General features: G+C 73.4%; 18 protein-coding genes and 1 tRNA gene. 13 read left to right on the plus strand and 6 right to left on the minus strand.

Annotated elements, in window-relative coordinates:
- The first annotated feature begins 8 nt into the window (after window positions 1–8).
- Window positions 9–83, plus strand: a tRNA-Gln gene (locus tag ACFWA9_RS18790).
- Window positions 84–208: 125 nt separating this feature from the next.
- On the opposite strand, the gene ndgR is transcribed toward ACFWA9_RS18790, so the two are convergent.
- On the minus strand, window positions 209–922 hold the full coding sequence (gene ndgR / locus ACFWA9_RS18795) for an IclR family transcriptional regulator NdgR (RefSeq protein WP_148642806.1): 714 nt from the start codon (window positions 920–922) through the stop codon (window positions 209–211).
- Between the two features lie 230 nt (window positions 923–1,152).
- Between ndgR and leuC the strand changes: the two genes are divergently transcribed.
- The 4 genes from leuC to ACFWA9_RS18815 all read left to right on the plus strand — a co-directional run bounded on the left by leuC (window position 1,153) and on the right by ACFWA9_RS18815 (window position 4,552).
- Entirely contained in the window at window positions 1,153–2,574 is a 1,422-nt protein-coding gene (leuC, locus tag ACFWA9_RS18800; protein WP_329489731.1) for a 3-isopropylmalate dehydratase large subunit, read from the plus strand.
- Between the two features lie 5 nt (window positions 2,575–2,579).
- A complete protein-coding gene (leuD, locus tag ACFWA9_RS18805; protein WP_329489732.1) occupies window positions 2,580–3,176 on the plus strand; it encodes a 3-isopropylmalate dehydratase small subunit in 597 nt (198 codons plus the stop codon).
- A gap of 181 nt (window positions 3,177–3,357) precedes the next feature.
- Window positions 3,358–3,705, plus strand: coding sequence for a hypothetical protein (locus tag ACFWA9_RS18810; RefSeq protein WP_380388343.1), 348 nt, complete (start codon window positions 3,358–3,360; stop codon window positions 3,703–3,705).
- A 133-nt stretch (window positions 3,706–3,838) separates the two neighbouring features.
- On the plus strand, window positions 3,839–4,552 hold the full coding sequence (locus tag ACFWA9_RS18815) for an HU family DNA-binding protein (RefSeq protein WP_352291613.1): 714 nt from the start codon (window positions 3,839–3,841) through the stop codon (window positions 4,550–4,552).
- Window positions 4,553–4,681: 129 nt separating this feature from the next.
- Here ACFWA9_RS18815 and ACFWA9_RS18820 read toward each other — a convergent pair whose 3' ends face one another.
- Window positions 4,682–4,903, minus strand: coding sequence for a hypothetical protein (locus ACFWA9_RS18820; protein ID WP_329489734.1), 222 nt, complete (start codon window positions 4,901–4,903; stop codon window positions 4,682–4,684).
- A 101-nt stretch (window positions 4,904–5,004) separates the two neighbouring features.
- Window positions 5,005–5,736, minus strand: a complete 732-nt coding sequence (cofC, locus tag ACFWA9_RS18825) for a 2-phospho-L-lactate guanylyltransferase (RefSeq protein WP_380388346.1) — start codon at window positions 5,734–5,736, stop codon at window positions 5,005–5,007.
- Window positions 5,737–5,954: 218 nt separating this feature from the next.
- Between cofC and ACFWA9_RS18830 the strand changes: the two genes are divergently transcribed.
- The 3 genes from ACFWA9_RS18830 to ACFWA9_RS18840 all read left to right on the plus strand — a co-directional run bounded on the left by ACFWA9_RS18830 (window position 5,955) and on the right by ACFWA9_RS18840 (window position 8,996).
- Complete coding sequence (locus tag ACFWA9_RS18830) at window positions 5,955–6,785, plus strand: lysophospholipid acyltransferase family protein (protein ID WP_352291617.1); 831 nt, start codon at window positions 5,955–5,957, stop codon at window positions 6,783–6,785.
- Window positions 6,782–7,783: an NAD(P)H-dependent glycerol-3-phosphate dehydrogenase gene (locus tag ACFWA9_RS18835; RefSeq protein WP_329489737.1), complete on the plus strand. Its 1,002-nt coding sequence runs from the start codon at window positions 6,782–6,784 to the stop codon at window positions 7,781–7,783. The genes ACFWA9_RS18830 and ACFWA9_RS18835 overlap by 4 nt, the downstream gene beginning before the upstream one ends.
- A gap of 70 nt (window positions 7,784–7,853) precedes the next feature.
- Entirely contained in the window at window positions 7,854–8,996 is a 1,143-nt protein-coding gene (locus ACFWA9_RS18840; protein ID WP_329489738.1) for a D-alanine--D-alanine ligase family protein, read from the plus strand.
- 80 nt (window positions 8,997–9,076) lie between these two features.
- Here the strand turns inward: ACFWA9_RS18840 and ACFWA9_RS18845 are convergent, their stop codons facing one another.
- Both ACFWA9_RS18845 and ACFWA9_RS18850 read right to left on the minus strand, forming a co-directional pair.
- Complete coding sequence (locus ACFWA9_RS18845; protein ID WP_380388349.1) at window positions 9,077–9,589, minus strand: DUF3515 domain-containing protein; 513 nt, start codon at window positions 9,587–9,589, stop codon at window positions 9,077–9,079.
- Window positions 9,590–9,609: 20 nt separating this feature from the next.
- Window positions 9,610–9,843: an Lrp/AsnC ligand binding domain-containing protein gene (locus ACFWA9_RS18850; protein WP_329489740.1), complete on the minus strand. Its 234-nt coding sequence runs from the start codon at window positions 9,841–9,843 to the stop codon at window positions 9,610–9,612.
- 217 nt (window positions 9,844–10,060) lie between these two features.
- On the opposite strand from ACFWA9_RS18850, the gene ACFWA9_RS18855 reads away from it, so the two are divergent.
- From ACFWA9_RS18855 to thiD, 3 genes are all read left to right on the plus strand, one after another.
- Window positions 10,061–11,026, plus strand: coding sequence for a thiamine-phosphate kinase (locus ACFWA9_RS18855; protein ID WP_329489741.1), 966 nt, complete (start codon window positions 10,061–10,063; stop codon window positions 11,024–11,026).
- 215 nt (window positions 11,027–11,241) lie between these two features.
- Window positions 11,242–12,267, plus strand: a complete 1,026-nt coding sequence (locus ACFWA9_RS18860) for a 6-phosphofructokinase (protein ID WP_329489742.1) — start codon at window positions 11,242–11,244, stop codon at window positions 12,265–12,267.
- A 24-nt stretch (window positions 12,268–12,291) separates the two neighbouring features.
- The gene (thiD, locus tag ACFWA9_RS18865) at window positions 12,292–13,137 is read left to right on the plus strand and encodes a bifunctional hydroxymethylpyrimidine kinase/phosphomethylpyrimidine kinase (RefSeq protein ID WP_380388352.1); all 846 of its coding nucleotides are present in this window, start codon (window positions 12,292–12,294) and stop codon (window positions 13,135–13,137) included.
- Between the two features lie 171 nt (window positions 13,138–13,308).
- Here the strand turns inward: thiD and rpmB are convergent, their stop codons facing one another.
- A complete protein-coding gene (gene rpmB / locus ACFWA9_RS18870; protein ID WP_014138233.1) occupies window positions 13,309–13,494 on the minus strand; it encodes a 50S ribosomal protein L28 in 186 nt (61 codons plus the stop codon).
- A 282-nt stretch (window positions 13,495–13,776) separates the two neighbouring features.
- Between rpmB and ACFWA9_RS18875 the strand changes: the two genes are divergently transcribed.
- Together ACFWA9_RS18875 and recG are read left to right on the plus strand one after the other, a co-directional pair.
- The gene (locus tag ACFWA9_RS18875) at window positions 13,777–15,408 is read left to right on the plus strand and encodes a DAK2 domain-containing protein (protein ID WP_380388354.1); all 1,632 of its coding nucleotides are present in this window, start codon (window positions 13,777–13,779) and stop codon (window positions 15,406–15,408) included.
- Window positions 15,409–15,499: 91 nt separating this feature from the next.
- A complete protein-coding gene (recG, locus tag ACFWA9_RS18880; protein ID WP_352291627.1) occupies window positions 15,500–17,731 on the plus strand; it encodes an ATP-dependent DNA helicase RecG in 2,232 nt (743 codons plus the stop codon).
- Window positions 17,732–17,865: the final 134 nt, after the last annotated feature.

Raw genomic sequence — 17,865 nt, forward strand, 5'->3', positions numbered from 1 at the left:
TGCTTTGTTGGGGTATGGTGTAATTGGCAGCACGAGTGATTCTGGTTCACTTAGTCTAGGTTCGAGTCCTGGTACCCCAGCCAGAAATTAGCAAGGCCCTGGTCCGCCGGGGCCTTTTGTGTTTTCCGCCCGCATTTCCGGGTGATTTGGAAAAGGGCCCGCGCACCGAGGTGCGCGGGCCCTTTCCGACGTCGGCGGGTAGGGGTGGTCAGCCGCGGCGCAGGGCCTCGGTGAGCCGGTTGGCGGCCTCGATGATGGCCTGGGCGTGCAGCCGGCCCGGGTGGCGGGTCAGGCGCTCGATCGGACCGGAGACGGAGACGGCGGCCACGACCCGGTTGGAGGGGCCGCGCACGGGGGCCGAGACGGACGCCACACCCGGCTCGCGCTCGCCGATCGACTGGGCCCAGCCGCGGCGCCGGACGCCGCTCAGCGCGGTCGCGGTGAACCGGGCGCCCTGGAGGCCCCGGTGGAGCCGCTCGGGCTCCTCCCAGGCGAGCAGGACCTGGGCGGCCGAGCCGGCCTTCATCGGCAGGGTGCTGCCGACCGGGACGGTGTCCCGCAGGCCGGAGAGCCGCTCGGCGGCGGCGACGCAGATCCGCATCTCGCCCTGCCGGCGGTAGAGCTGTGCGCTCTCGCCGGTGACGTCGCGCAGATGGGTCAGGACCGGGCCCGCGGTGGCGAGCAGCCGGTCCTCGCCCGCCGCGGCGGAGAGTTCGGAGAGACGGGGGCCGAGGATGAACCGGCCCTGCATGTCCCTGGTGACCAGTCGGTGATGTTCGAGTGCGACGGCGAGCCGGTGGGCCGTGGGCCGCGCCAGACCGGTGGCGGCGACCAGCCCCGCCAACGTGGCGGGGCCCGACTCCAGTGCGCTCAGCACCAGAGCGGCCTTGTCGAGAACGCCGACGCCGCTAGAGTTGTCCATGCCCTAAGACTGCAGTCTCATTCCGCGAGACGCAAGTTCAATCCGGCGAGAAAAGCGCCACTCTGGATGCAGCAGCCCGGGAGACATCCAGAATGCGGCCTCAACAGAGTGTCCGCATGGTGGACACCGATCCGGCGTGCAGGTCACGCGGCGCGCCTCACAGGGCGGCGCAGGCAGTGACCCCGATGAACACGAGAAGGCCGGCAACGCGGCCGGCTGGAGGGAATCCGATGGGACGGACACTCGCAGAGAAGGTCTGGGACGACCACGTCGTCCGGCGCGCGGAGGGCGAGCCCGACCTGCTCTTCATCGACCTGCACCTGCTCCACGAGGTCACCAGCCCGCAGGCCTTCGACGGCCTCCGGCTGGCCGGGCGCACGGTCCGCCGGACCGATCTCACGATCGCGACCGAGGACCACAACACCCCGACCCTGGACATCGACAAGCCGATCGCCGACCCGGTCTCGCGGATCCAGCTGGAGACCCTGCGCCGCAACGCCGCCGAGTTCGGCGTCCGGATCCACTCGCTGGGCGACGTCGAGCAGGGCGTCGTGCACGTGGTCGGCCCGCAGCTCGGGCTGACCCAGCCGGGCACCACCGTGGTCTGCGGAGATTCCCACACCTCCACCCACGGCGCCTTCGGCGCCCTGGCGTTCGGCATCGGCACCAGCCAGGTCGAGCACGTCCTGGCCACCCAGACCCTCCCGCTGGCGCCGTTCAGGACGATGGCGATCACCGTCGAGGGCGAGCTGCCCGAGGGCGTCACGGCCAAGGACCTGATCCTGGCGATCATCACCCGGATCGGCACCGGCGGCGGCCAGGGCTACGTCCTGGAGTACCGCGGCTCGGCCATCCGCAGCCTCTCCATGGAGGCCCGGATGACCATCTGCAACATGTCCATCGAGGCGGGCGCCCGGGCCGGGATGATCGCCCCCGACCAGACCACCTTCGACTACCTGGAGGGCCGTCCGCACGCGCCGAAGGGCGAGGACTGGGACGCCGCGGTCGAGTACTGGAAGACCCTGGGCACCGACGAGGACGCGGTCTTCGACCACGAGATCTTCATCGACGCGACCCAGCTGACCCCGTTCGTCACCTGGGGCACCAACCCGGGCCAGGGCGCGCCGCTCGGCGCCCAGGTGCCGGACCCGGCCTCCTTCGCCGACCCGCAGGAGCGGATCGCCGCCGAGAACGCCCTGAAGTACATGGGCCTGGAGGCCGGCACCCCGCTGCGCGAGGTCGCGGTGGACGCCGTCTTCGTCGGCTCCTGCACCAACGGCCGGATCGAGGACCTGCGGGCCGCCGCGGCCATCCTGGACGGCCGGACCATCGCCGAGGGCGTGCGGATGCTGGTCGTCCCCGGCTCGGTGCGGGTCGCCCTGCAGGCCGTCGAGGAGGGCCTGGACAAGGTGTTCACCGCCGCCGGCGCCGAGTGGCGCCACGCGGGCTGCTCGATGTGCCTGGGCATGAACCCCGACCAGCTGGCCCCCGGCGAGCGCTGCGCGTCCACCTCGAACCGCAACTTCGAGGGCCGTCAGGGCAAGGGCGGCCGCACCCACCTGGTGTCGCCGCAGGTCGCCGCCGCGACCGCGGTGCTCGGCCGACTGGCCGCACCCGCCGATCTCCCGTCCGACGTCGCTGTGGAGGCCTGAGCAGCATGGAGAAGTTCACCACCCACACCGGTCGCGCCGTGCCGCTGCGCCGCAGCAACGTCGACACCGACCAGATCATCCCGGCCCATTGGCTCAAGAAGGTCACTCGTTCCGGTTTCGAGGACGGCCTGTTCGAGGCCTGGCGCAAGGACGAGTCGTTCGTCCTGAACCGGCCCGAGTACCAGGGCGCGACCGTCCTGCTGGCCGGCCCCGAATTCGGCACCGGCTCCTCCCGGGAGCACGCCGTCTGGGCATTGCAGAACTACGGGTTCCACGCGGTCGTCTCGTCCCGCTTCGCCGACATCTTCCGCGGCAACTCGCTGAAGAACGGCCTGCTCACGGTCGTGCTGCCGCAGGAGACGGTGGAGCGGCTCTGGGCGCTGGTGGAGGCCGATCCGACGGCCGGGATCACCGTCGACCTGGAGGCCCGGGAGGTGCGCGCCGAGGGCGTCACGGCCCCGTTCGAGCTGGACGACAATGTCCGTTGGCGGCTGCTGAACGGGCTGGACGACATCAGCATCACCCTGCAGAACGAGCCCGACATCGCGGCCTTCGAACAGACCCGGCCCGCCTTCAAGCCGCGTACTCTGCCGGTCGCCTGAGCGGCTCGGGAGAACAAGCATTCTGACGTTCCACCGGATGGTCCGCCTCCCCTCGGGGGGGCGGACCATCCGCCGTTCCGGGCCCGGAGTTACCCCCCGGCGCCGGCCCCCGATTGCCGATTTGGCATTGCCGCAGAGGCCCCGCGCAAGCACAACTGCGGGTAGATGGCACAATCAGTACATGCACCGGCACCATGAACCTCCGTACGCGGGCGGCGAACCCGCGTCACCGGAGTCCACGGGCCGGGGATCCGAACGCCGAATTGACGATCGGCCGGACGCCGCCACCTCACCTGCTGAGGGGCCGGACGACCCGGAAGTCGCAGCGCTCTACGCGCTTGTGGCCGAGCGGTTGAAGCAAGCTCACGCCCGCGTGCATGCGCTGAACGTGTCTGCCGATGCAAAGACCGCTCTCACCCGTCAACTCCTGATCGTCACCGAGGCCGCCAAGCGCGATCTTCCGGAGGCGGCAAGGCGGTTGAGTCGCTTTGTGCATGACCTCGACGAGGGGCGCCCGCCCGTCGCCTGAGGTCGCCGACGCGCAAATCCATTGCGACACTAGGGTGATTCGCGCGTTTGGTAATTGAAAGTCCGCAGATACATACCTAACGTGCGAAATGAACGGATGGAATCATCCGGCGCCCGTTTCCGAAGGGGAAGACGTGAACAAGGCTCAGCTTGTCGAAGCGGTGGCCGAGCAGCTGGGCGGTCGCAAGGCTGCCGCAGAGGCCGTCGACGCAGTGCTCGACACCATGGTCCGCGCCGTCGTGGCCGGTGACCGGGTGTCGGTCACCGGTTTTGGCACCTTTGAGAAGGTGGAGCGCTCCGCGCGCTTCGCCCGCAACCCGCAGACCGGCGAGAAGGTCAAGGTCAAGAAGACCTCGGTGCCCCGCTTCCGTCCCGGCCAGGGCTTCAAGGACCTGGTCAGCGGCAGCAAGAAGCTGCCGAAGGAAGGCCCCTCGGTGAAGAAGGCCCCCAAGGGCTCCCTCACCCCGGGCAAGAGCGGTGTCGCCGCGACCCCGGCCGCCAAGCGCGCCGCCACCAAGCGCGCCGCCTCGGCCGCCGCCGCGGCCCCGGCCGCCACCAAGAAGGCCGCTGCCAAGAAGACGGCGACCACGGCCGCCGCCAAGAAGACCACGGCCACCCCCGCCAAGAAGGCGACCGCCACCAAGAAGACCACGGCCGCCGCCGCCAAGAAGACCACGGCCGCCGCGACCAAGAAGACCGCCACCGCCGCCAAGAAGACGGCGACCACGGCCGCCGCCAAGAAGACCACGGCCACCGCCAAGAAGGCGACCGCCACGGCCAAGAAGACGGCTCCCGCGAAGAAGACCGCCACCCGCAAGACCACGGCGCGCAAGACCAGCGCGAAGTAGTCCTCGGACGGCTCTCCAGGGCCGTGGCGCACCCCCTCCCGGAATTCCGGGTGGTCGGGCCGCCACGGCTCTTCGGTTTTCCGGGGCCTGTCCCGGCCCCGGCGCGCGGCTGTGGAGCGGCGCGGGCCGTCAGGCCTCGGCGGGGTCCGGGAAGGTCTGCAGCGTCAGGAAGACCACCCGGCGGGCGTCGCCCGCGCCCTCGGTGCGGATCCGCACCCGCTGGCCGGGGCGCAGCAGCCGCAGGCCGCCGGCGTCGAAGGCGGCGGCGTCGAACGGCACCGGGGTCCCGTCGTCGAGCAGCACGGAGCCGGCCCGGGTGGCGGGGTCGAAGGTGAACGCGGTGGCCTGCATGGAAGCAGCATAGCGAGCAGCACCGACAGGCCCCCGGGGCAGCTCGCGGAGACGGCCCGGCGCGGGTGGGGAGTTGCTCGCGCGCCCGTCCGGAGCGGGGGTCAGAGTTGCTCGCGCGCCCGTCCGGAGCGGTTCGCGGCGGGGAGTCCGAGCGCCTGCGCGAGCCGGGCCGACAGCGCGCCGGTGTGCGGGCCGACGCCGAGTGCGAGCGCCGCGCCGAGGTCGGCGCCGGTGTCCACGTCCCGGCGCACCGACTCCACGTCGTCCAGCCGCAGTTCGCGGGCGCCGCCGGCCGCGTGCCGGGCCCGGGAGCCGTCGCCGAAGGCGGGTGCGAGCGGACCGCCGGGGGAGCGGGCCAGCAGCGTGGTGCCCAACCCGGGGGCGTCGGCCAGGAAGGACCGCCCGGCCGGCCGGGCCGCGGCCAGCACCCGGGCCAGTTCGGCCGGGCGCAGGGCCGGCAGGTCGGCGGAGAGCGCGGCCAGCGGGGCGTGCGGGGCGAGCGCCAGCGCGGCCGCCGCGCCGTGCGCCAGCGCGTCGTTGAGGCCGCCGCCCGGTTCGTCGCCGACGACGACCGCGCCCAGCGCGGCCAGCCGCTCGCCGGCGGCGCCGTCCCGGGTGACCACCAGGACGCGGGACACGCCCGGGGTGGCCAGCGCGGCGGTCACGGTGTCCAGGGCGAAGGAGAGCGCCAGGTCCGCGCGGTGCGGCCCGGCGAAGGGCGCCAACCGGCTCTTCGCCAGGGCGAGCCGCTTGAGCGGCAGCACCAGCGACCAGCCTGCGGTGGGTGCGGGGGGCGCGACGGGCCCGCTGGGGCGTACGGTGTCCTGGGTCATCGGCGTCATTGTGACGCCGGTCCCGGAACCCTCGCCAGGCCGTCCGAACTGTGCGGACGTGCGTTTGGTCACGCCCGCCCGACGTGCTGGCGGGGTTGCTCGACAGCCGCTCCGCGGTCGGGCGAGACTGTTCCGCGCCCCGACCCCGTCCGACGGGGGTCGCGGGAGGCGAGAGACTGCGGCACCCCGCGTGCCGCACCGGATGAGGAGGACCTGGGGTGGCCCGCCGCTCGTATGCCGGCTTCGGCAACGCCGATTACGGCATCTGGTACCGCTTCGCGGCCGTGCTGGTGAAGCCGGTGACGACCGCGCTGGTCAAGCCAGACTGGCGGGGCTGGGAGCACCTGCCGAAGGAGGGCGGCTTCATCGCCGCCGTCAACCACAACTCGATCATCGACCCGGTGGTCTACGCGCACTGGCAGTACAACAGCGGGCGGCCGCCGCGGATCCTCGGCAAGTCCTCGCTGTTCTCGGTCCCGTTCATCGGCTTCATGCTGCGCAAGACCGGCCAGATCCCGGTGTTCCGCGAGTCGACCGACGCCGCGCACGCGTTCCGGGCGGCCATCGACGCGGTGAACGGCGGCCAGTGCGTCCAGTTCTACCCGGAGGGCACGCTCACCCGGGACCCGGACCTGTGGCCGATGACCGGCAAGAGCGGGGTGGCCCGGGTCGCGCTGATGACCGGTGCGCCGGTGATCCCGGTGGCGCACTGGGGTGCGCACGAGATCATCCCGCCGTACGGCCGGGGCGGCTCGGGGAAGGGCCGGTTCAACCTGTTCCCGCGGCACCGGGTGACGGTGGCGGCCGGGCCGGCCGTGGACCTGAGCAAGTACCAGGGCCAGGAGCTGACCGCCCAGGTGCTCCGGGACGCGACCGAGGACATCATGCGGGCGATCACCGCCGTGCTGGCCGACATCCGCGGCGAGGAGCCGCCGGCCGAGCGCTACGACATGCGCACGGCGGCCCGGCACCGGGCGGAGGCGGCCGCCGCCGAGCGGCAGCGGGCCGCCGGCACGCGCAAGAACAGCACCGAGGAGGCCGGCAAGTGACCCGATGTGCCGTGTTCGGAACGGGTTCCTGGGGGACCGCGTTCGCGATGGTGCTGGCCGACGCGGGCTGCGAGGTCACCCTCTGGGGGCGCCGGCCGGAGCTGGTGGACGCGATCCACACCACCCACGTCAACCCCGACTACCTGCCCGGCGTCCCGCTGCCCGGGTCGGTCCGGGCCACCGTGGACCCGGCGCGGGCCCTGGCCGGCGCCGACTTCGCGGTGCTGGCGGTGCCCTCCCAGACGCTGCGCGAGAACCTCGCCGCCTGGGCCCCGCTGATCGAGCCGCAGACCGTGCTGGTGAGCCTGATGAAGGGCATCGAACTCGGCACCGCCAAGCGGATGAGCGAGGTCATCGCCGAGGTCGCGAAGGTCGGGGCGGAGCGGGTGGCCGTCGTCAGCGGCCCCAACCTGGCCCGGGAGATCGCCAACCGGCAGCCCGCCGCGAGCGTGGTGGCCTGCACCGACGAGGCGGTCGCCAAGCGGCTCCAGGCGGCCTGCCACACGCCGTACTTCCGCCCCTACACCAACACCGACGTGATCGGCTGCGAGCTGGGCGGCGCGGTGAAGAACGTGATCGGCCTGGCGGTCGGCATGGCGGACGGCATGGGCCTCGGCGACAACACCAAGGCCACGCTGATCACCCGGGGCCTGGCCGAGACGACCCGGCTGGGGCTGGCGCTCGGCGCCGACGCGTACACCTTCGCCGGGCTCGCCGGGATGGGCGACCTGGTGGCGACCTGCTCCTCGCCGCTCTCCCGCAACCACACCTTCGGCACCAACCTCGGCCGCGGGATGTCGCTGGCCGAGACCATCGCGGCCACCCGGCAGACCGCGGAGGGCGTCAAGTCCTGCGAGTCCGTGCTCGACCTGGCCCGGCGCAGCGGCGTCGACATGCCGATCGTCGAGGCCGTGGTGGACGTGGTGCACAACGGGCGCCCCACCCAGGAGGCGCTGCGGGCGCTGATGTCGCGCTCGGCCAAGGCCGAGCGGCACTGACCGCACGACGCCGGGCGACCGGGGCGGTTGACGTCCCGGAAACGGCTCGCACGGTAGTCTCACACCCGATATGAGCATCGAACAGACCCCCCCGAATCCGTCCGCGAAGCCGCGCGTAGCGCTCGTCTTCGGTGGCCGCAGCTCCGAGCACGCCATCTCGGTGTCCACCGCGGGCAGCGTGCTCAGGGCGATCGACCGCGAGAAGTACGACGTGCTGCCGATCGGCATCACCCACGAGGGCCGCTGGGCGCTGGTCAGCGACGATCCGGCCCGGATGGCCATCACCGACGGCCGGCTGCCGGACGTCGCCCAGGTCGCCGAGGCCGTCGACGGCCAGGTCGTGCTGCCGGTCAGCCCGGACAGCCGCGAGGTGGTCTGGAGCGAGCCGGGGGCGGTGCCGAAGGCGCTCGGCGAGGTCGACGTGGTCTTCCCGCTGCTGCACGGCCCCTGGGGCGAGGACGGCACCCTCCAGGGCCTGCTGGAGCTGTCCGGAGTGCCGTACGTCGGCAACGGCGTGCTCTCCAGCGCGGTGGGCATGGACAAGGAGTTCACCAAGCGGGTGCTGGCCTCGCACGGCCTGGGCGTCGGCTCGTACACCATCGTCCGGCCGCGGGAGTGGGAGAGCGAGGCCGGCCGCGCCGCCGTCCGCGAGCGGGTCGGGGAACTCGGTCTGCCGGTGTTCGTGAAGCCCTGCCGGGCCGGCTCCAGCATCGGCATCACCAAGGTCAAGGACCTCGCCGGGCTGGACGCCGCGATCGAGGAGGCCCGCCGGCACGACCCCAAGCTGATCATCGAGGCCGGGGTGTCCGGGCGCGAGATCGAGTGCGGGGTGCTGGAGTTCGAGGACGGCCCGCGGGCCAGCGTCCCGGCCGAGGTCCTGGTCGGCGGCGACTACGAGTTCTACGACTTCGAGGCCAAGTACATCGACTCCTCCGAGGTGCGCATCCCGGCCGAACTCGGTGCGGCCGAGCTCGCCGAGATCCGCCGTCAGGCGGTCGCCGCGTTCGAGGCGCTCGGCTGCGAGGGCCTGGCCCGGGTGGACTTCTTCCTGCTGGACGACGGCAGCTGGATGATCAACGAGGTCAACACCATGCCCGGCTTCACCCCGATCTCGGCCTACCCGAAGATGTGGGAGGCCAGCGGGCTGTCGTACCCGGAGCTGATCGACCGGCTGCTCCAGGCGGCGCTGCGCCGCCCGACCGGGCTGCGCTAGCCGCCCGGGCAGCACCAGCCGCACACGCGCGCAAGGGCGGTCCGGGAGCTCCCGGACCGCCCTTCCCCTGCTCTCGGCCGCTACGGGATGCTGGCCTTCACCACGCCGTTCAGGGCGGAGACCGGGTCGAGCGGATTACTGAAGGCCCCGCCGGGGACGGTCACCTCGACGTACGCCCGGCGCATCGTGGTGATGAACCGGTATCCGCCGTCGTCGAGCTTCTGCGCCCACCAGGTGACGTCGTCGATGGTGGGGGAGAGGTCCTTGGCGTGCTCGCCGTTCAGCGCCTCCGGCCGGTCCACCCCGCAGCGCAGCACGGTGCGCGGCGAGCTGGCCCAGGCCGCCACGTACGGGGAGCCGGGCGACGGGTCCTTGCGGGCGTGGCCGAGCACCTCCTGGGGCAGCGCCGCGGCCAGGTCCCGGCAGTAGCCGGCGGCCCTCCCGGTCGGCTTCGGCACCTCGATCGCCGCGGGCGCGCTCCAGCTGCCGAGCAGCACCACGACGGTGCAGCTCAGCGCCAGCGGCAGGGCCAGCCACCGGACGGGGGCCGGCAGCGCAGTCAGGAAGCGGGGGACGCGGAGTTCTCGGGCCACCCGCCGATGGTAGCCGGGGCCTACAGGTGGACCACCGGACAGGTGAGGGTGCGGGTGATGCCCTCCACCTGCTGGACCTTGGCCACGACCAGGCGGCCGAGGTCGTCCACCGTCTCGGCCTCGGCCCGCACGATCACGTCGTACGGTCCGGTGACGTCCTCGGCCTGGAGGACACCGGGGATCTCGGAGATGGACCGGGCCACGGCGGTGGCCTTGCCGACCTCGGTCTGGATCAGGATGTATGCCTGTACCACGGGGGGACCTCCCGGCGGCTGGGAACGGGGATCGGCGCCGTGATCGCCCGCTCGGGCGTTCGGGGGTGGGGAACGGACTCACCGGCATTCCGATCACCACGCTACCGCGCAGCGGGCCGGGGAGGGGAGACTTCTGCACCCCCGGAGGGCGTACGCTGCGCGCGGGGGAGCGGGGGGCACCAGTTCCGATTCGGATGGAAACGCGAGAGGACGGCAGATGCAGGGGACCGTGGGCGAGCTCGGCGAGTTCGGACTCATCAGGGAGCTGACGGCCCGGGTACCGCTCACCGACGCGGTCGACCTCGGTCCGGGCGACGACGCCGCGGTGGTGAAGACGCCGGACGGCCGGGTGGTCGCCACCATGGACGTGCTGATCGAGAACCGGCACTTCCGCCGGGACTGGTCGACCGCCTACGACGTGGGCCGCAAGGCCGCCGCCCAGAACCTCGCCGACGTGGCCGCGATGGGCGCGGTGCCGACGGCGATCCTGCTCGGCCTGGTCACCCCCGCCGATCTGCCGACCACCTGGGCCACCGAGCTGATGGACGGGCTGCGCGACGAGTGCCAGGTGGCCGGTGCCACGGTGGTCGGCGGCGACGTGGTGCGCGGCGACGTCATCACCCTCGCCATCACAGCGCTCGGGGATCTCCAGGGGCGCGCACCGGTGACGCGCGCCGGGGCTCAGGTGGGCGACGTGGTCGCCGTCACCGGCTGGCTCGGCTGGTCCGCCGCCGGGCTGACCGTGCTGCAGCGCGGGTTCCGCTCGCCGCGCGCCTTCGTCGAGGCGCACCGCCGGCCCGAGCCGCCGTACCACGCGGGCCCGGCCGGCGCCGAGTTGGGCGCCACCGCGATGGTCGACGTGAGCGACGGGCTGGTGGCCGACCTCGGCCACGTCGCCCGGGCCAGCGCGGTGGACATCGACCTGCGGGCCGCCGACTTCGACGTCCCGGCGCAGATGGCCGACATCGGGCAGGCCGTCGGGGTGGACCCGCTGGTCTGGGTGCTCTCCGGCGGCGAGGACCACGCGATCGTGGCGACCTTCCCGCGCGGGGTCCAACTGCCCGCCCGCTGGCGGGTGGTGGGCGAGGTGACCGGCCGGGCCCGGCCGTCCCGCGGTGGCCGGGTGACGGTGGACGGCGAGCCCTGGGACCGGGTCGGCGGCTGGGACCACTTCGCGGAGTGAGCGGAGTGAGCGGAATGAGCGCGGCGTCAGCCGCCCGGCGGGAGGCCGCGGGCCGGCGCGGGTGCGCGCATCGGCCCGGACGCGCGGGGCGCCCCGGCGAGCGGCGCGCGGGCCCGCGCCGGGGGACGGCGTAGGCTTGCGCTGAACCGGATCCACCTGCTGCTCCTCGGGCGCGGATGGTCTGAACCACTGCGGAGCGGGAGAGCACAGCCACCATGCGCATCGGTGTCCTGACCAGCGGCGGAGACTGCCCCGGGCTCAACGCGGTGATCCGCTCCGTGGTGCACCGGGGAACCGATGTGCACGGTGACGAGATCGTCGGCATCGAGGACGGCTTCCTCGGCCTGATCGAGGGCCGCACCCGGCCGATCTCGCACGACGACGTCACCGGCTTGCTCACCCTCGGCGGCACCATCCTGGGCTCGGCCCGCGTGCAGCGCGACCGGATCGCCTGGGCGGTGGAGAACGCCGAGACCCTCGCCCGGGACATCGGCATCGACGCGCTGATCGCGATCGGCGGCGAGGGCACGCTGACCGCCGCCAAGATGTTCAGCGACGCCGGACTGCCGGTGGTCGGCGTGCCGAAGACCATCGACAACGACATCGACGCGACCGACGTCACCTTCGGGTTCGACACCGCGGTCCATGTCGCGACCGACGCGATCGACCGGCTGAAGACCACCGCCGAATCCCACCAGCGGGTGATGGTGGTGGAGTTGATGGGCCGGCACACCGGCTGGATCACCCTCACCGCCGGAATGGCCGGCGGCGCCCACGGCATCCTGATCCCGGAGAAGCCCTTCGACATCGAGGCGGTCGCCCGGATGGTCGAGGACCGCTTCTCCCGGGGCAAGAAGTTCGCCATCATCGCGGTCGCCGAGGGCTCGGCCCCGATGCCCGGCACGATGCGCTTCGACCACGGCGTCGTCGACCAGTTCGGCCACCGGACCTTCGGCGGGATCGGCAACCGGCTCGCCAACGAGCTGGAGAACCTGCTCGGCAAGGAGGCCCGGCCGGTCATCCTCGGCCACACCCAGCGCGGCGGCACCCCCACCGCCCGGGACCGGGTGCTCGCCACCCGGTTCGGCTGGCACGCGGTGGAGGCCGTCCACAAGGGCGCCTTCGGGCACTTCACCGCGCTGCGCGGCAACGACATCGAGCTGGTGCCGGTCGCCGAGGCGGTCACCCACCTCAAGACCGTGCCGCAGGACCGCTGGGCGGAATCCGAAGCCGTGCTCTGAGGCGGCGCGGGTAGGTTGGGGCCCATGTCCCTCCCGTCTTCCGCCCCCGCTCCCGGCGGCCGCCCCCAGGGCGGCCCCTTCTCCGCACCCCCGCGGGTGCTCACCGTCGCCGGATCCGACTCCGGCGGCGGCGCCGGCATCCAGGCCGACCTCAAGGCGATGCTGGCCCTCGGCGTCCACGGCATGAGCGTGATCACCGCCGTCACCGCGCAGAACTCGCTCGGTGTCCAGGGCTACTGGGAGCTGCCGGCCGAGGCCGTCCGGGCCCAGTTCTGCAGTGTGGTGGACGACATCGGCGTCCAGGCCGTGAAGACCGGGATGCTCGCCTCGATCGAGCTGGTCGAGACCGTCTCCGAGCTGCTGACCGGGGTGGACGCCCCGGTGGTGGTCGACCCGGTCGGCGTCTCCAAGCACGGCGACGCGCTGCTGGCCGCCGAGGCCGTCGCCACCGTCCGGGAGCGGCTGCTGCCGGTCGCCACCCTGGCCACGCCCAACCTGCACGAGGTGACGCAGCTCACCGGGCGCACCGTCGAGGACGAGGCGCAGATGCTCGACGCGGCCAAGGCGCTGCTCGACCTCGGGCCGCGCTGGGTCCTGGTGAAGGGCGGGCACCTGGAGGGCGAGGCCGCCGACCTGCTGTACGGCGGGCCGGGGGAGGAGCACTGGTACCGGGCGCCCCGCTACGACAACCGGCACACCCACGGCACCGGCTGCACGCTGGCCAGCGCCATCGCCGCCGGGCTGGCCAAGGGCGAACCGCTGCCCGCGGCGGTGGCCTCGGCGAAGGCCTACATCACCGGCGCGATCGCCGGCGGCTTCGCGCTCGGGTCCGGCATCGGCCCGGTGGACCACGCCTGGCGCTGGCGCTGAGCGCACCGGGGCCGCAAAACGACCACGGGCGGGCCCGAGGGCCCGCCCGTGGCGGCTCCGGGCAGGCCCGGAGAGAGGGGTCGGCACTGGAGAGCCGGGATCCAGAAACAGGAAGCCGGCCCATCCGAGGATGGACCGGCTTCCTGGAGGACCGGCTTACCGGTCTGCGCGTCAGCGCGAGACCTTACCGGCCTTGATGCACGAGGTGCAGACGTTGAGCCGCTTCGGCGTCCGCCCAATCACAGCGCGCACCGTCTGAATGTTGGGGTTCCAACGACGGGGGGTACGGCGGTGAGAGTGGGAGATGCTGTTGCCGAAGCCCGGCCCCTTGCCGCAGACGTCGCAGTTGGCAGCCACAGGAGTCACTCCAAGACTTCAGATCATTTACGTTCGAAACCCCGCCAACCCACCGGAGCACTCACGTGAACCAGATCAGATCAATGGGGTGAGCCTGGACTGTTCCAGGCAACCGGAAGAGCATACAACGCTTGCTTCCGTTCAACGAAACTACCACGTCTGCGCAGGTGATCGCCGCGCTCGGCGCTTCCGGCGGCGGCCCCCGGCCCCCGATAACCTGCCGGTACCAACCCTCGCCGTTCAACCTCAGGCCATCACGGCGTCCCATCCGGAGGAGACCTGGTGCTGACCACGCTCGACGCCCCGGCCGTGCGCAGCTGGTGCCAGCTGGCCCTGCGCGCGCTCGGCCAGGCCCGCGAGGAGATCGACGCACTCAACGTCTACCCCGTCCCGGACGGCGACACCGGCACCAACCTCTACCTGACCGTGGAGTCCGCCGCCGCCGCGGTGGAGAGCCGGTTCACCGACCCGGCGGGCGGCCCGGCCCCCGGGCTCGCCGAGACCGCCCGGGCGATGGCCCGGGGCGCGCTGGTCGGCGCCCGCGGCAACTCCGGCGTGATCCTCGCCCAGTGGCTGCGCGGCACCGCCGAGCAGCTGGCCCGGGGCGGTGGCGCCGACCAGCTGCGGGCCGCCCTCCAGGGGGCCGCGGACGCCGCCTACCAGGCCGTCGCCGAGCCCGTCGAGGGCACCCTGCTGACCGTCGCCCGGGTGGCCGCCCGGGAGGCGACCCGGGCCGGCGACGGGCTCGGCCAGGTCGCCGACACCGCGTACCGGGCCGCCCGGGACGCGCTGCGGCGCACTCCCGAGCAGCTCTCCGTGCTGGCCGAGGCCGGGGTGGTGGACGCCGGCGGGCGCGGCCTGGTCGCCGTCCTCGGGGCGCTCGCCGACGCGGTGGCCGGCCACCAGCCGATGGGCCCGGTCGCGCTGCGCGGTGACGTCCGGCCGGTCGAGAGCTGCCAGGGGCACGTCCGGCCGCCCGGCCCGGGCCACCCCGCCTTCGAGGTGATCTACCTGCTGGACGCCCCCGACGAGGCGCTGCCCGCGCTGCGCGAGCGGCTCGCCGGACTGGGCGACTCCCTGGTGATCGGTGGCGGGGACGGCCTCTGGAACGTGCACGTCCACGTGGACGACGCGGGGGCCGCGGTGGAGGCCGGGCTGGGGGCCGGGCGGCCGCACCAGATCCGGATCACGCACTTCGCCGAGGCCGCCGCCCGGGCCGGGACCGCCGACGACCGCGGCGAGCACGAGGAGCGCACCCGGGTGGTGCTCTCGGTGGTCTCCGGCGCGGGACTGGCCGACCTCTGCGAGCAGGCCGGCGCCGTCGTGCTGCACGCCGACCCGGACCGCCCGCCGGCCAGCGCCGAACTCGCCGCCGCCGTCCGCCGGGCGGGCGCCCGGGAGGTCGTCCTGCTGCTCAACGACCCCGAGCTGCGGGCCGCCGCCGGGGCCGCCGCCGACCAGCTGCGCGAGGAGGGGGTGCGGATCGCCGTCCTGCCCACCCGGTCACCGGTCCAGGGGCTGGCCGCCCTCGCCGTGCACGAGGCCGGCCGCCGGTTCGACGAGGACGTGGTCGCCATGACCTCGGCGGCCGGCGCCACCCGGTACGCCGAGCTCGCCGTCGCCGAGGGCGAGTCCTGGACGATGGCCGGGGTCTGCCAGGCCGGGGACGTGCTCGGGCTGATCGACGGGGACGTGGTGGTGATCGGGGCCGCCCCGGCCGAGGTCGGCGCCAGCGTGCTCGATCGGATGCTCGGCGCGGGCGGCGAACTCGTCACCCTGATCCTCGGCGACGGCGCGGACGAGGAGCTGGCCGACCGGCTGGTGGCGCACGCCCGGCACCGGCGGCCGGAGGTCGACGCGGTGGTCTTCCACGGCGGGCAGGAGTCCGCGCCGCTGCTCATCGGCGTGGAGTAGCGGTCCGGGCGGCGGGCGCCGCGGTCCGGCCGGGGCGCCGGGCAGCGGGTGGCGCCCGGAATGTCGGTCCGGTGGTGTAAACAAGGGCCTGATGGGCGCTCTCGATGAACCACTGACCAAGCTCGTCGGCGACCGTACCGCCAAGGTGCTCGCCGACAGCCTCAAGCTGCGCACGGTCGGGGACCTGCTGCACCACTATCCGCGCCGCTACGTCGAGCGCGGCCAGCTCACCAGCCTGGACGAGCTGGAGATCGACGAGCACGTCACCGTGCTGGCCCGGATCGAGAAGGTCACCCTGATCCCGTTCCGCGGCCGCAAGGGGGACCGCCTGGAGGTGGTCGTCACCGACGGCCGCAGCCGGCTCTCGCTGGTCTTCTTCAACCAGGGCTGGCGGCAGAAGGAGCTCCGCACCGGCGCCCAGGGCCTGTTCGCCGGCAAGGTCGGCGTCTTCAACCGCACCCGCCAGCTGGTCTCGCCGGACTACCAACTGCTCGACGAGGACACCGGGTCGGACGCGGCGCAGCAGTTCGCCGGCCGGCTGATCCCGGTCTACGGCGCCAGCGCCCAGATGCCCAGCTGGAAGCTCTCCCTCTGCGTCGAGACCGCCCTCACCAAGCACCTCTCCGACGTCGGCGAGCCGCTGCCCGCGGAGCTGCGCGAGCGGCACGAACTGATCCCGCTGCCCGAGGCGCTGGAGCTGATCCACCGCCCGCGCGGCCAGGCCGACCGCGAGCGCGCCCAGAGCCGGCTCCGCTGGGACGAGGCCTTCGTCCTCCAGGTCGCGCTCGCGCAGCGCCGGGCCGCCGACTCCGCCCTGCCGGCCAAGCCCCGCGAGCCCCGGGCCGGCGGCCTCCTGGACGCCTTCGACGCCCGGCTCCCGTTCACCCTCACCGACGGCCAGTTGAAGGTCTCCGCCGAGATCGCCGCGGACCTGGCCACCGAACACCCGATGCACCGGCTGCTCCAGGGCGAGGTCGGCTCCGGCAAGACGCTCGTCGCGCTGCGCGCCATGCTCGCGGTGGTCGACGCGGGCGGCCAGGCCGCCCTGCTGGCGCCCACCGAGGTGCTGGCGCAGCAGCACCACCGGTCGATCGTGGAGATGATGGGGGACCTGGCCGAGGGCGGCCTGCTGGGCGGCTCGGACCTCGGCACCCGGGTGGTGCTGCTGACCGGCTCGATGGGCGTCCCGGCCCGCCGCCAGGCGATGCTCGACATGGCCTGCGGGGACGCGGGCATCGCGATCGGCACCCACGCGCTGATCGAGGACAAGGTGCAGTTCCAGGACCTCGGCCTGGTCGTGGTGGACGAGCAGCACCGCTTCGGCGTCGAGCAGCGGGACGCGCTGCGCGCCAAGGGCGAGCAGCCGCCGCACCTGCTGGTGATGACGGCCACGCCGATCCCGCGCACCGTCGCGATGACCGTCTTCGGGGACTTGGAGACGTCGGTGCTGGACCAGTTGCCGGCCGGCCGCTCGCCGATCTCCACCCATGTCGTCCCGGCCCTGGAGAAGCCCAACTTCCTGGCGCGGGCCTGGGAGCGGGTCCGCGAGGAGGTGGCCAAGGGCCACCAGGCGTACGTGGTCTGCCCCCGGATCGGGGACGAGGAGCCCGCCCCCGACGCCAAGCGGAAGCGCCGGCCGGTCCCGGCCGAGGACTTGGAGGAGCTCACCGGCGCGGAGCCCGACGCGGGCGCCGGGAGCGACGACCGGCGCCCCCCGCTGTCGGTCGTCGAGACCGCCGAGAAGCTGCTGAAGGGCCCGCTGGCCGGGCTGCGGGTGGAGATCCTGCACGGCCGGCTGGCGCCCGACGCCAAGGACGAGGTGATGCGCCGGTTCGCGGCCGGCGCGGTGGACGTCCTGGTGGCGACCACGGTGATCGAGGTCGGGGTCAACGTCCCCAACTCCACCGCGATGGTGATCATGGACGCCGACCGCTTCGGCGTCTCCCAGCTGCACCAGTTGCGCGGCCGGGTCGGGCGCGGCAGCGCCGCCGGCCTCTGCCTGCTGGTCAGCGACATGCCGGCGGGCAGTCCGGCCCGGGCCCGGCTGGACGCGGTGGCCGCCACCCTGGACGGCTTCGAGCTGTCCCGGATCGACCTCGAACAGCGGCGCGAGGGCGATGTGCTGGGCCAGGCGCAGTCCGGGGTGAAGTCCTCGCTGAAGGTGCTCTCCGTACTGGAGGACGAGGAGGTCATCGTGACCGCCCGGGCCGAGGCCACCCGGCTGGTCGCCGAGGACCCGGAGCTGGCCGCCCACCCGGACCTGCGCACCGCGCTGGAGAGCCTGCTGGACGCCGACCGCGCGGAGTACCTGGAGAAGGGCTGAGCCCCCGGGGGCCCGGCCGGCGGGCCGGTGCCCGGGCCGCCCGTGCGGGCTGACCGTCGGGGCCGACCGCCAGGGCCGATTGTCAGACCCCCGCGAGAGAATGTAGTTGTTCAGGACGCACCCTCAAGGTGCGT

Source organism: Kitasatospora sp. NPDC059973 (assembly GCF_042737525.1).
GTDB lineage: Bacteria > Actinomycetota > Actinomycetes > Streptomycetales > Streptomycetaceae > Kitasatospora.